Origin of the sequence: Demequina rhizosphaerae (assembly GCF_000971255.1) — a bacterium.
Lineage (GTDB): Bacteria > Actinomycetota > Actinomycetes > Actinomycetales > Demequinaceae > Demequina > Demequina rhizosphaerae.
Genome location: NZ_BBMC01000007.1, coordinates 38972 through 51452, shown reverse-complemented (window position 1 = coordinate 51452; position 12481 = coordinate 38972). Strand labels below are relative to the sequence as shown.

At 75.0% G+C, this 12481-nt stretch carries 16 protein-coding genes; 9 read left to right on the top strand and 7 right to left on the bottom strand.

The features are described from left to right. The first annotated feature begins 18 nt into the window (after positions 1–18). The 8 genes from AOM07_RS10515 (at position 19) to moaA (ending at position 5589) form a co-directional block, all read left to right on the top strand. A complete protein-coding gene (locus AOM07_RS10515; RefSeq protein ID WP_062313578.1) occupies positions 19–585 on the top strand; it encodes a PH domain-containing protein in 567 nt (188 codons plus the stop codon). Positions 586–690: 105 nt separating this feature from the next. Continuing rightward, on the top strand, positions 691–1092 hold the full coding sequence (locus AOM07_RS10510; protein ID WP_062299198.1) for a TOBE domain-containing protein: 402 nt from the start codon (positions 691–693) through the stop codon (positions 1090–1092). After that, positions 1089–1859 (top strand): molybdate ABC transporter substrate-binding protein, encoded by a 771-nt coding sequence (modA, locus tag AOM07_RS10505; protein WP_062313576.1) that lies wholly within the window; start codon positions 1089–1091, stop codon positions 1857–1859. The genes AOM07_RS10510 and modA overlap by 4 nt, the downstream gene beginning before the upstream one ends. Continuing rightward, a complete protein-coding gene (locus AOM07_RS10500) occupies positions 1856–2635 on the top strand; it encodes an ABC transporter permease (RefSeq protein WP_062313573.1) in 780 nt (259 codons plus the stop codon). Before modA ends, AOM07_RS10500 begins: the two co-directional genes overlap by 4 nt. Then, on the top strand, positions 2632–3648 hold the full coding sequence (locus AOM07_RS10495) for a sulfate/molybdate ABC transporter ATP-binding protein (protein WP_062313571.1): 1017 nt from the start codon (positions 2632–2634) through the stop codon (positions 3646–3648). The genes AOM07_RS10500 and AOM07_RS10495 overlap by 4 nt, the downstream gene beginning before the upstream one ends. 44 nt (positions 3649–3692) lie before the next feature. Then, a complete protein-coding gene (locus tag AOM07_RS10490; protein ID WP_062313569.1) occupies positions 3693–4184 on the top strand; it encodes a MogA/MoaB family molybdenum cofactor biosynthesis protein in 492 nt (163 codons plus the stop codon). Then, positions 4181–4594, top strand: a complete 414-nt coding sequence (locus tag AOM07_RS10485) for a molybdenum cofactor biosynthesis protein MoaE (protein ID WP_062313567.1) — start codon at positions 4181–4183, stop codon at positions 4592–4594. Before AOM07_RS10490 ends, AOM07_RS10485 begins: the two co-directional genes overlap by 4 nt. Beyond that, positions 4579–5589, top strand: a complete 1011-nt coding sequence (moaA, locus tag AOM07_RS10480) for a GTP 3',8-cyclase MoaA (protein WP_062313565.1) — start codon at positions 4579–4581, stop codon at positions 5587–5589. Before AOM07_RS10485 ends, moaA begins: the two co-directional genes overlap by 16 nt. Before the next feature lie 84 nt (positions 5590–5673). Here the strand turns inward: moaA and AOM07_RS10475 are convergent, their stop codons facing one another. Together AOM07_RS10475 and AOM07_RS10470 are read right to left on the bottom strand one after the other, a co-directional pair. After that, on the bottom strand, positions 5674–6294 hold the full coding sequence (locus AOM07_RS10475) for a GyrI-like domain-containing protein (RefSeq protein ID WP_062313563.1): 621 nt from the start codon (positions 6292–6294) through the stop codon (positions 5674–5676). 70 nt (positions 6295–6364) lie between these two features. Continuing rightward, complete coding sequence (locus AOM07_RS10470; protein WP_062313819.1) at positions 6365–7303, bottom strand: NAD(P)H-binding protein; 939 nt, start codon at positions 7301–7303, stop codon at positions 6365–6367. Positions 7304–7543: 240 nt separating this feature from the next. Here AOM07_RS10470 and AOM07_RS10465 point away from each other — a divergent pair, with 240 nt between their 5' ends. Further along, positions 7544–8956: an HNH endonuclease signature motif containing protein gene (locus tag AOM07_RS10465; RefSeq protein WP_062313561.1), complete on the top strand. Its 1413-nt coding sequence runs from the start codon at positions 7544–7546 to the stop codon at positions 8954–8956. A 76-nt stretch (positions 8957–9032) separates the two neighbouring features. On the opposite strand, the gene AOM07_RS15115 is transcribed toward AOM07_RS10465, so the two are convergent. From AOM07_RS15115 to AOM07_RS10440, 5 genes are read right to left on the bottom strand one after another with little or no spacing between them, the layout of a single operon-like run. Next, the gene (locus AOM07_RS15115; protein WP_228374436.1) at positions 9033–9395 is read right to left on the bottom strand and encodes a MoaD/ThiS family protein; all 363 of its coding nucleotides are present in this window, start codon (positions 9393–9395) and stop codon (positions 9033–9035) included. Further along, the gene (gene moaC, locus AOM07_RS10455; RefSeq protein WP_062313559.1) at positions 9392–9865 is read right to left on the bottom strand and encodes a cyclic pyranopterin monophosphate synthase MoaC; all 474 of its coding nucleotides are present in this window, start codon (positions 9863–9865) and stop codon (positions 9392–9394) included. Before moaC ends, AOM07_RS15115 begins: the two co-directional genes overlap by 4 nt. Continuing rightward, positions 9862–11058: a molybdopterin molybdotransferase MoeA gene (locus AOM07_RS10450; RefSeq protein WP_062313557.1), complete on the bottom strand. Its 1197-nt coding sequence runs from the start codon at positions 11056–11058 to the stop codon at positions 9862–9864. The genes moaC and AOM07_RS10450 overlap by 4 nt, the downstream gene beginning before the upstream one ends. Further along, positions 11051–11761 (bottom strand): HesA/MoeB/ThiF family protein, encoded by a 711-nt coding sequence (locus tag AOM07_RS10445; RefSeq protein ID WP_062313555.1) that lies wholly within the window; start codon positions 11759–11761, stop codon positions 11051–11053. The genes AOM07_RS10450 and AOM07_RS10445 overlap by 8 nt, the downstream gene beginning before the upstream one ends. Continuing rightward, positions 11751–12437: a sirohydrochlorin chelatase gene (locus tag AOM07_RS10440; protein ID WP_062313553.1), complete on the bottom strand. Its 687-nt coding sequence runs from the start codon at positions 12435–12437 to the stop codon at positions 11751–11753. The genes AOM07_RS10445 and AOM07_RS10440 overlap by 11 nt, the downstream gene beginning before the upstream one ends. Positions 12438–12481: the final 44 nt, after the last annotated feature.

The window sequence follows — 12481 nt, the reverse complement described above, 5'->3', positions numbered from 1 at the left end:
CGCTGCTACGTTCCCCGTATGGCCTACCCCCGCAACCTGCTCGCCCCCGACGAGGACGTCGTCGTCGACAGCCACCCCCACTGGAAGGCGCTCGTGGGGCCGGTGATCGTGTCGGTGCTCGCGATCGCGCTCGTCGCGTTCGTGCTGTGGTGGCTCGGGACGGTCGAGCTGGACGGCATCGCGGAGACGATCCTCGCGGTGACGGTCGGCGTGGTGGGGCTCGTGCTCATCGTGTGGCTCGCGATCGCGCCGTTCATCCGGTGGGCGACCACCCACTTCGTCATCACGGACCGTCGCGTGATCTACCGCACCGGCGTGCTCACCAAGAGCGGGATCGACATCCCGCTCGCGCGCGTCAACACCGTCCAGTTCCGCCACGGCCTCATCGACCGGATGTTCCGGACGGGCACGCTCATCATCGAGTCCGCGTCGGACGACCCGCTGTCGTTCGACGACATCCCCAACGTCGAGAAGGTCCACGCGGTGCTCTACCACGAGGTCTTCGAGGCGCTCGAGGGCGACGAGGACGAGCCGCCCCGCACAGGCCCGCCCGCGCCGCCGGCACCGCCCGCGCCCACGGCGTAGACCCCCGGGCGGCGCGGCGCTCCCCCACCGCCGCATCGTCCCGGCGCCCTCGAGGCTCCGCGCCCACCCTTGTCGCGCCGCATCTGCGGCGCTAGCGTCGCCACCATGCCGCACCTGCGTATCTCGGAGGCCGCCGCGCTTGTCGGCGTGAGCGACGACACCATCCGCCGCTGGATCGACGCCGAGGGGATCGCGACCGTGCGCGACGGCGCGGGCCGGATCCTCGTCGACGGCGTCGACGTCGCCGGCTACGCCGCGCGGGCGCAGGCGCCGGAGGACCCGACGGACGTGCGGCGGTCCGCGCGCAACCGCTTCACGGGGATCGTGACCCGGGTGGTCGCGGACGGCGTGATGGCGCAGGTGGACCTCCAGTGCGGACCGCACCGCGTGGTGTCGCTCATGAGCGCCGAGGCGGCGCGCGAGCTCGCGCTCGAGCCGGGCTCGGTCGCGACCGCGGTGGTCAAGGCCACCACCGTCATCGTCGAGACGCCGGCCGGGTCCCGGTGAGGTCGTCGGCCCGGGTGGTGGCGGCCGGCGTCGTCGCGCTCGCGCTCGGCGGTTGCGCCGCCTTCTCGCCGGACTCGGAGGGCGCCCCCTCGACGGCGGTCACGCACGTCCTGGACGTGTACGCGGCCGCGTCGCTGTCCGAGGTCATGGAGACCCTGGCGACGGGCTTCGAGGAGGTGCTGCCCTGGGTCGACGTGCGCGTCACGTACGGCGGAAGCAGCGACCTCGCCGCGCAGATCCTCGAGGGCGCCCCGGCGGCCGTCTTCGCCTCGGCGGACGAGGCGCAGATGGCCGCGGTCGCCGACGAGGTCGCGGGCGAGCCGGTCGTCTTCGCGACCAACACGCTCACCATCGCGGTGCCCGAGGGCAACCCCGCCGGCGTGACCGGGCTCGGGTCCCTCGCGGACGATGCGGTGGCCACGGTGGTCTGCGCGCCGCAGGTGCCGTGCGGGGCCGCGACCGCGACGCTCGCCGAGCTCCAGGGCGTGGACATCGCCGCGGTCTCCGAGGAGACCAGCGTCACCGGCGTGCTGGGCAAGGTCGCCGCCGGGCAGTCCGACGCCGGCGTCGTCTACGTCACCGACGTCGCGCGCGCCGCGGGCGTCGAGGCGGTCGCGATCGGCGGCGCCGACGCCGTGGTCAACCGCTACCCCATCGCCCGGCTCAAGAGGTCCGACTTCGCGGAGATCGCCGACGACTTCGTCGCCTACGTCGCCGGCGCCGAGGGCCGCGCGGTGCTGGCCGACGCGGGCTTCGGGGCGCCGTGACGGGCCCGCGCTGGCTCGTGCCGCTGGCCGTGGCGGGCGCGTTGCTCGTCGCCCTGCCGCTCGTGGGGCTGCTCGCGCGCGCGAGCTGGGGCGAGATGTGGTCGCTCATCACCGCGACCGCCTCGCTCGAGGCCCTCGCGCTGAGCCTGCGGACCTCGCTCGTCGCCACCGCACTGGTCCTCGTGTTGGGCGTGCCGCTCGGCTTCGCGCTGCACGCGCTTCAGGGACGCGTCCGCGCGGTCGCGCGCGCGGTGCTGCTCGCGCCGCTCGTGCTGCCGCCCGTGGTCGGTGGCCTCGCGCTGCTGTACGCATTCGGCCGCCGCGGGCTGCTCGGCGGGCCGCTCGAGGACGCGGGCGTGTCGATCGCGTACACGACCGTCGCCGTGGTGCTCGCGCAGGCCTTCGTCGCGATGCCGTTCATGGTCGTGTCGGTCGAGTCCGCGCTGGCGACGCACGGCTCGCGGCGCGAGGCGATCGCGGCGACCCTGGGCGCCTCGCGCACCCGCATCCTCGCGCGCGTCACCCTGCCCGCCCTCGGGCCCGCGCTCGCCACGGGCACCGTCCTCGCCTTCGCCCGCGCCCTCGGCGAGTTCGGCGCGACGCTGACGTTCGCCGGGTCGCTCGCCGGCGTCACGCGCACCACGCCGCTGGAGATCTACCTCGCGCGCGAGACCGACCCCGACGCCGCCGTGGCCCTGTCGATCGTGCTGCTCGTCGTCGCCGTGACGGTGGTCGCGGTCGCGTACCGCCCCGTCGCGGGGAGGGCGGTGCGATGAGGCTCGAGGCGCAGGTCACGGTCGAGGGGCGCGACGTCGACGCGACGCTCACGGTCGGCGCGGGTCGCACGCTCGCGCTGCTGGGCCCCAACGGGTCCGGGAAGTCCACGGCGCTCGAGGCGATCGCCGGCGTCGTGCGACCCACCCGTGCGCGCATCGTGCTCGACGGGCGTGAGCTTGTCGGGGCCGGGCGGCCGGTGCCGCCCCGCGAGCGCGGCATCGTGCTGCTCGCGCAGGACGATGCGCTGTTCCCCATGAGCGTGCTCGACAACGTCGCGTTCGGGCCGCGCGCGGCCGGGCGCCGGGACGAGCGCGAGGTCGCGGGCACGTGGCTCGCGCGGGTGGGCTGCGCCGATCTCGCGGCACGCCGGCCGGGCGAGCTGTCGGGCGGGCAGGCACGCCGCGTCGCCATCGCGCGGGCCCTCGCCGCCGAGCCCCGGGTCCTCCTGCTGGACGAGCCGTTCGCCGGCCTGGACGTGGAGGCCGCCTCGTCGATCAGGACGATGCTGCGGGCCCTCCTCGCGGACGTCACCGCGATCGTCACGACGCACGACGCGCTCGACGCGCACACGCTCGCCGACGACGTCGCCGTGATGGACCGCGGCCGCGTCGTGGAGGCGGGGGCGGCGGCCGAGGTGCTGACCCGGCCCCGCACCCCGTTCGCGGCGCGGATGGCCGCGCGCGTGCTGGTCGCCGGGACGATGCGCGGGGGTGCGCTCGAGCTGCGGGGCGGCGCCCGCGTGCCCGTGAGCGGGGGGCCGGGCGGCGGCGCCGCGGGGGCCGTCGCGCTGCCACCCTCGGCCGTCACGCTCGTGGTCGGCGACGCCCCGCGCGACCGGGCGCTGGCGTGGATCCCCGACGCCGTCACGGCGCTCGAGCCCCGCGGGGACGAGGTGCGGGTGGTCGGCTCCGCGGTCACCGCGGACGTCGACGCGACCGTCGCGGCGCGCCTCGACGCGGGTGCGGCCGTGTGGTTCGGCGTGCCGCGCGGACTGCCCGCCTACGCGCTGTGAGGCCGCAACACCCTGGCAATACGGTCGTTCGTACACTGGCCTGCATGGCCCCGGACCTGTCGGGCGTGCGCGTCCACGTCCTCACCGCGTCGAACCGATCCGCGCGCGGCGAGCGCGAGGACGCGTCGGGCCCCGTGCTCGCGGAGGCGATGGCGGCGCTGGGGGCGGAGGTCGGGACGCGCATCGTCCCCGACGGCGTCGACTCGGTGCGCGGCGCGATCCGTGCCGCGATCGCGGGCGGCGCCCGGGTGGTGCTCACCACGGGCGGCACCGGCGTGACCCCCCAGGACCTCACCCCCGAGGCGACGGCGCCCCTGCTTGCGCGGCCGCTGCCCGGGATCGCCGAGCGGCTGCGCGCGGTCGACGCCGAGGCCGTGCCCACCGCGGTGCTCTCGCGCGGCCTCGCCGGGGTCACCGAGGACGGCGCGATCGTCGTGAACGTCGCCGGCTCGCCGGGCGCCGCGCGGTCCGCCGCGACCGTACTGGCGGCGGTGCTGCCGCACGCGCTGTCCCAGCTGGACGGAGGGGATCATTGATCGCGCTCGCCTCGATCTCCGAGGAGACGTTGTCGCTCGACGCGCACGTCGCCGCCGTCGCGGGGCCGCGCGCGGGCGCGATCGCGACCTTCATCGGCACGGTGCGTGACCACGACCCGTCCGTCGAGGGCGAGGTCGTCGGACTCGACTACTCGGCGCACCCGTCCGCCGCGGAGGTGCTGGGCGCGCTCGCGGCGCGCCACGACGCGGCCGACCTCGTCATCGCCGTCACCCACCGCATCGGCTCGCTGTCGGTCGGCGAGGCGGCGATCGTCGCCGCGGTGTCCGCGCCGCATCGTCGCGAGGCGCTCGACACAGTATCCGCCCTGGTGGAGGCCGTGAAGGCCGAGCTGCCCGTGTGGAAGCGCGAGGTCCTCGCGGACGGCTCGCACGTATGGGTGGGGCTGTGACGGGCGGGCTCGTCGACCGGTTCGGGCGCGTCCACCGCGACCTGCGCATCTCGCTCACCGACCGTTGCTCGCTGCGCTGCACGTACTGCATGCCGGCGGACGGGGTGCCGTGGCTCGCGTCCGCGACGCTGCTGTCGACGGACGAGCTGGTGAGGCTCGCGCGCGTCGCCGTGGGCCTGGGCGTGCGGTCGGTGCGGCTCACCGGCGGCGAGCCGCTGCTGCGCCCCGACGTGGTCGACGTGGTGCGCGCCCTCGCGGGGCTGCGCACGCCGGACGCGCCGCTCGAGCTGTCGCTCACCACGAACGCGCTGCGCCTGCCCGAGCTCGCCGCGCCGCTGCGCGAGGCGGGGCTCGCGCGCGTCAACATCTCGCTCGACACGCTCCGCGCGGACCGGTTCGTCGAGCTCACCCGGCGGGACCGGCTCGCGGACACGCTCGCGGGCATCGAGGCCGCGAAGGCGGCCGGGCTGGCACCGGTCAAGCTCAACGCGCTCGTGATGCGGGGGGTCAACGACGACGAGATCGCGGACCTCGTGGAGTTTGCGATCGACCGCGGCCTCGAGATGCGGTTCATCGAGCACATGCCGCTCGACGCGGGCCACACCTGGCGTCGGGAATCCATGGTCACCGGCGAGGAGATCCTGGGGGCCGTGTCGGAGCGCTTCGCGCTCGAGCCGCTCGGTCACGACGGCTCTGCGCCCGCCACGCTCTTCCGCATCGTCGGGACCGCGGCCACCGTCGGGGTCATCGCGTCCGTCACGGGCGCGTTCTGCGAGCGCTGCGACCGCGTGCGGCTCACCGCCGACGGCCAGTTCCGCAACTGCCTCTTCGCGCACGAGGAGTCCGACCTCCGCACCCTCATGAGGGACGGGGCGGACGATGCGCGGCTCGCCGACGCGATGCGGGCGTGCGTCGCGTCGAAGCGGCGCGGCCACGGGATCGACGACCCGACGTTCGTCCAGCCCGCGCGCCCGATGAGCGCGATCGGGGGCTGACGCCCCCCTGTCCGGACGACGGGCCGCTGCGATGCCGGCTCTACGCCGGCTCTGCGCCCGCCTTACACCCGCCCCACGTCTGCTCTACGCCGGCGCGACCGGCTGCCGGAGGATCGTGCGGAGCCTCTCGGGCGGCACCTTGCGGAAGTCGCTGAGGTAGATCTCGTGGTGGCGGCCGGTCATGCGGAGGCCGTGCGCCGGGATGAACTCGTCGTGGATGCGTGCGAGGACCGGACCCTCGTCGTCGAACGACCCGACGTGGAGCGTCTGGACGCATCGTCCCTCCGCGAGGGTCTCGAGCCGGACGTCGGCGAGCCGCGCCGGGGCGTCCTTCGCCCCGGCGGCCTCCCGCGCCCGCTCGACCAGCGCATCGTCCACCCAGTCGGGCGTCATGATCATGAGGGTCCACGCCCACGCGGACTTGTCGCGGCGCGTGGTGAAGGAGGCGGGGTCGTCGGCGGTCCAGAGCCCCTCGAGGGGCATGACGACGTAGTCGCGGCCGAGCTCGCGCTTGGAGGCGAACTTGGTCTTGTACGCGACCGGGTAGAGGGCCTCGACGGCGGCCGCAAAGTCGGGGCTGGTGTTGGGGTCGCCGCGACCGTCGACCATGAGGTACCGCGTGGGCGGGACGTCGACGAGGCGGATCTCGCCCTTCTTGGCGGCGTACGCGTCGAGGGTCCTCTTCAGGTCGACCTTGTCGGGCATGGCGGCACCTCCCGAGGCCGAGTCTGGCACGGCCTGGGGAGGTGCTGCGGGTGCGTAGTCGGGCGGGCGGCTACGCGTCGACCGAGTGGCGGGCTCCGACCTGGTACTCGTCGGCGCGCGCGAACATCTCCGCGACGGTGAGCGGCGTGCGGCCGGTGACGATCTGGAAGTCGCGCGAGCAGGTGGCCATCTTGCCCAGGCGGATCGCCTCGCCGAAGGTGACCATGCCCTCGGAGGAGAAGGGCGCCTCGGAGTCCTCGAGGAAGTCGCCGTCGGTGGTGCGCGGCACGCCCATGGCGTCGAAGACCTCGTACTGCTCGTCGTCGGTCAGCGCGCGCCAGCCGAGCGAGTTGCCGGTCGCGGCGTTACCGGCCTGGCAGAACTGCTCCATCGTCATCGCCTCGGCGCCGTTGATGTTGAGCACCTGGTGGTGGAGGTACGGGTTGGCGAGCACGTGGGCGGCGGCGCGGGCGCAGTCCTGGCGGGAGATGAAGGCCATGACGCCGTCGCCGGCGTTGTTGGCCATCGCGCCCATGGGGATGGAGCCGAAGTAGGCGGTGATCATCGCCTCGGCGTACTGCGAGTTGCGCAGGAAGACGTAGTCGAGGTCGGTCGACTGGATGTAGGACTCGGTCCAGGCGTGGTCGATCTTCTCGATGCTCGGGTTCTCGGGGTCCGTCGCGTTGACGAGCGACGTGTAGACCACCTGGCGGACGTCGGCGGCGATGCACGCGTCCACGGCGTTCTTGTGGGCGGCGCGGCGCTTGGGGCCGACGAACGGCATCGAGATGATGAGCACCTTGTCGGCGCCGGCGAAGGCCTCCGCGAGGCCGGCCGGGTCGTTGAAGTTGGTGACGGCGGTCGCGATGCCGGCGGCCTCGTACTCCGCGAGGGCGTCGGGCGTGGGCGCGGTGACCTTGATCCGGTCAGCGGGGACCAGCTCCCGGAGGACGGCGGCCGCGTAGCCCCCGAAGTTCCCGTCGACGCCGCAGACAACCAGCTTTCCCATGGTGATGACCTCCATCAGTCGTGTCGCGTCGATGTTGTCAGGTGTCAATCTGTGGGGACTGGTCCGATGGTCCCGGCGGTGGGGCGCCGCCTGGATGTCTCGAGCCGGTCGCCCGGGTGGGCCTGCCGCGGGGCCCTTGGGGTGGGGTGATGTCCCCGGTCTTGTGGGGGCGCTCATTTGTCCACATAGCAGGGATGATGCTGCGAGGGCGTTGTCTGACCCTGGTGGTGGACTTGTCGCATGGAGTTCTCGGTGCTGGACGTTGCGAAGGGCTTGGTGCCGCTCAAGCCCTTCGAGCAGCGTGACCTGCGCACCCTGTCGGAGGACGAGCTCGCGACCGCGTTGGAGGTCGCGGGCAGGCTGGCACGCCTCGCGGACGTGCCGGGCGTGATGCTCGCCGCGGAGGTCCAGCGGCGCTCGAAGGACAAGCCCGGTGGCGGGATGGCGCGCCGGCGGGGGCATCGGAACGCGACCGGGATGGTCGCCAAGCAGCGTGGCGGGTCGGCCGGTCAGGCGCACGATGCGATCGCCACCGGCGGGCTCTTCGGCGGCGGCGGTGACGGTGACGGTGGCGGCGGGGACGATGCGGGCGACGGGGCCGGTTCCGGTGGGCAGGGTGGCGCGGGCGCGGGCGCGGGCGCGGGCGCGGGCGGCGCGGGCGGTCAGGCGCCCCGGTTCCCGCATGTGGCGGCCGCGGTCAAGGCGGGCGACCTGTCGGCGGCGCAGGCGGCGCTGCTGATCGACACCCTCGAGGCCATGGACGGTGCCGGTGAGGAGGTCGAGCGGGCGCTGGTGGCCAAGGCGCTGAAGCTGTCGCTGGCGGATCTGCGCAAGGCGTGCCTGGCGCTGCGGGCCCGGTGGGACCACAACCGGTGGCAGGAGCGCGAGAAGCGCCAGCGCGGCGAACGCTACCTGGCGCTGACCGAGAACGCCGACGGGATGGTGCGGATCTCGGGGCTGTTGGACCCGGCGTCGGCAGCACCGATCAAGACGTGGGTCGACGCCCAGGTCAAGGCCGCCTTCCGTCAGCGACGCGAGGAGGGCCTGGGAGCGGCCCCGGCGGGTGAGGCCGGACGGATCCGCGTCGACGCGCTCGTGGACCTCGCCCGCCACGGGATGCGCTGCGACCAGCCCGGCTCCGGTGTGTCCACGGAGGTGGTGATCCGGATCGACCTCGACGCACTGCGTACCGGGGTGGGGTTGGGTTCCTGCGACGCCATCGGCACGCCGCTGTCGGCCGGTCAGACGCGACGCCTGGCGGTCGACATGAAGGTGCTGCCCATCGTCCTCGGTGGCGGCTCCCAGGTGCTCGACGTGGGCTACGCCCGCCGCTTCTTCACCCCCGCCCAACGTCACGCGTTGGCCGAACGCGACGGCGGCTGCGCGTTCTGCCACGCCCCCGTGGCGTGGTGCGACGCGCACCACATCGCCTGGTGGAAGGTGGACTCCGGCCCCACGGACCTGTCCAACGGAGTGCTTCTTTGCACCAGATGCCACCACAGGATCCACGACGACGGCTGGCAGGTGCGCGCCACCGCGACCGAGGTGTGGTTCATCCCGCCCGCATCGGTCGACCCTCAGCGGCGACCCCGCCAAGGCGGCAAGGCCGCCCTCCACATCGACCTCACCGGCGCCTCCGGCCCGCCAAGATGACCCCGCCCCCACGGCGCCCACCCGGACCCCCGGAGGCGCCGCACCGGCACGCCTGCACGCAGGTCAGGAGGAGGGGTCAGCCCCCCGCGAAGGGCGGCAGCACGTCCACCAGGTCCCCGGGCGCGAGCGCCACACCGTCCTCGAGCCGCTCCCCCGCCCGCAGCAGCGCGCATCGCGCGATCACGACGGGGGCCTCGTCCCCCAACGCACCCAGCGCCTCCCGCAGCGCGCCCGCCGTCGGCGGAGACGCGAGCTCGAGCTCCTGGGCCCCCACGGCCTCGGCCGCGGCGGCGAAGAGGCGCACCCGCATCGTGCCGACGCCGTCGCCCGCGCTCACGCCGGCGCCCGCGCTCGCACCAGCGGCCCCGGCGACGCCGTCGCCCGCGCTCACGCCCGCGCCCGAGCCGTCGCCCGCGCTCGCACCCGCGGCGCCGCTCACGCCTCGCGCCTCCACGACCCCGACTTCCCGCCCTCCTTGGCGACCAGACGGACGTCCCGGATCGAGGTTCCCTTGTCGAGGGCCTTGACCATGTCGACGACGTTGAGCGCCGCCACCGAGACGGCGGTGAGGGCCTCCATCTCGACCCCGGTGCGGTCGGCGGTCGACACCTCGGCGGTGATCCGCACGCCGTCGTCCTCGACCTCGACCTCGACGACCGCCCCGTGCACCCCGATGACGTGGGCGAGCGGCAGGAGCTCGGGCGTGCGCTTGGCGGCCGCGATGCCCGCGATCCGCGCGAGCGCGAGCGCGTCCCCCTTGGGCACGGTGCCGTCGCGCAGGGCGGCGACCACGTGGGGCGCGCACGCGACGAAGCCCTCGGCCGCGGCCTTCCGGACCGTCGGCTGCTTGTGCGTCACGTCGACCATGCGGACCTGGCCGCGCGCGTCGAGGTGGGTGAAGTCGCTCATGCCGTGAACCTCCTGACGGCGACGATATCGCCGACCGCGACCTCGTCCGCCTCCGCCCGCACCCGCGCGAGCCCGTCCGCGGCCGCGAGGCTGGCCGCAAGGTGGGAGCCGGAGCCGCCTGCCGTGGCGGGCCGCACCCCGTCCGCCGCGATCACCACGGGCATCACCTGCTCGCGACCCGGGGGGCAGTGCCATGCCTCGCGCGCGCGTCGCGGCTCCCACGCGGGCTCGGGGACGCCGCGCATCGACCGCACCGCCGGGCCGACGAAGACCTCGACGCACACCGCGACCGCGACCGGGTTGCCGGGCAGGCACACGACGGGGATGCCGCCCACGCGACCCAGCCCCTGGGGCTTGCCCGGCTGGATCGCGACGTCGAGGAAGGTCACGCCTGCGGGTGCGAGCCCCGCCTTGACCGGGTCGTGGGCCCCGACGCTCGCGCCGCCCGTCGTGACGACCAGGTCCGCGCCGGCCTCCACCGCGCGCACCACCGCCGCCACCACGTCCTCCGGACGGTCGCCCACGCTGCCGAGGTCCACCGGGTCCGCGCCGAGCGCGCGCAGCGCCGCGCCGAGGTACGCGGCGTTGGAGTCGAAGATCTGACCCGGCGCCAGGCTTCCGCCGGGCGCCACGAGCTCGTCGCCCGTGACCAGGTACGCGACGCGCGGCGCCCGCGTCACCATGAGCCGGTCCACGCCGGACGATGCGGCGGCGGCCAGGTGCCGCGGCCCGAGCATCGTGCCGGCCCGGACCACGAGGTCGCCGGGCCGCGCGTCCTCGCCCTGGCGACGGACGAACTGCCCCGCCGGCGCCGGCGCGTCCACGAGCACGGTGCCCGCCGTCGCCGCCACGCGCTCCTGAGGGACGACCGTGTCGGCGCCGGCAGGCATCGGCGCACCCGTCATGATCCGAGCCGCCTGACCCGGACCCACCGTGCCCGACCACGGGTGACCCGCGGCCGACTCCCCCGCCACGGCGAGCCCGACCGGCGCGGACTCGGTCGCGACGGCGACGTCCGCCGCGCGGACGGCGTAGCCGTCCATCGAGGAGTTGTCGAACGGCGGCAGCGCGACGGTCGCGCGCACGTCCATCGCCGCGACCTCGCCGAGCGCCTCCGCGAGCGCCACGACGCGCGGCTCGGGCGGCGCCACCAGGGCGAGCACCTGCGCGAGGTGCTCGGCCGCGCTACGCACGCGCGCCCCGACCCACGGGGACGCTGCGCCAGCCGCCCTCGCGCGCGTCCACCACCTGCAGGGTGCCGCGCAGCCCCGGCCCGACGCCGGTGAGCAGCACGACCGCCTGCGCCGCCATCGCCGCGCCCACCTGCCCGCACAGCGGGCCGAGCACGCCGGCGCCCTCGCACGAGGCGAGCTCGGGCGGGGGCTCCTCCGGGAAGAGGTCGCGCAGCGTGATGCCGTCGGAGAACACCGTGACCTGGCCGAACCAGCCCTGGACCGCGCCCCACACGAGCGGGATCCCGAGCGCCGCGCACGCGTCGGCGACGGCGTGACGGGACGGCCAGGTGTCCGTGCAGTCGAGCACGAGGTCGTGGCCGTCGAGCATCGCGGACGCGTCGGCGGCGCCCAAGCGCGCCTCGACCGCGGCCACCCGCGTCCCGGGCGCGACCCGCGCGAGCGCCTCGCGCGCGGCCCCCACCTTGGCGCGGCCCACGTCCGCCGGGCCGAAGAGCACCTGGCGGTGGAGGTTGGTCACGGACACGTGGTCCGCATCGACCAGCGTGAGCCCGCCCACGCCGGCGGCGGCGAGGTAGAGGGCCGCGGGACAGCCCAGCCCTCCTACCCCGACGATCGCGACGCGCGCGTCGCCGAGGGCGTCCTGGCCGGCCGCACCGAGACCAGGGAGCGCCCGATGCCGGACGAACGCGTCAGCTTCCACCCGCGTCACGGTACCTGTCGAGCACGATCTCCACGAGCCTGGGATGCGGCGCCAGCGGCTCGGTCACGTGGTCGGCCCCCGACTCGGTCAGCCGCTTCTGGAAGAAGCCGGGTGCCAGGAGGAACGATGCGACGGCCACCTCGAAGTCCTCGCCGTTGGCGCGGGCGTCGGCCACCGCATCGTCCACCGTGGGGTGGATCCCCGCGGCGTAGCCGATGCGGACGGGCCCGCTCCAGCGAGCGCGCAGCATCTCGGCGGCCGCCTCGGTGTCCGCCTGGCTGCGCGGGTCGGACGAGCCCGCGGCGGCGAGGATGAGCGTGGCGGTGTCGGGGATGTGGGCCTCGCGGATGCGGTCCATGACGATGTCGATGAGGCGCGGGTCGGGTCCGAGCGCCGGCGCCGCGACCACGTCCGCGCGATCCTTCACCGCCTCGCCGATGTCGTGGTAGACGTGATAGCCGCCCGCGAGCAGCAGCGGGACCACGACCGCCGAGCAGCTCTCCTCGGCCGCCACCTCGGCCACCACGTCCGCGACGAAGGGTCCGTGCACGTCGACGTAGGCCTCGCGCACCTCCTTGCCCGGCAACGCGGTGCGGATGTCCTCGACGAGCCGATGGATCGTCTCCTGCCCCTGCTCGTCGCGCGTGCCGTGCGCGCACCCGATAAGGATCGTCATGCCGCGCCCCCTGCGAACGACCGTCCCGCCGATGCCACCTGGAC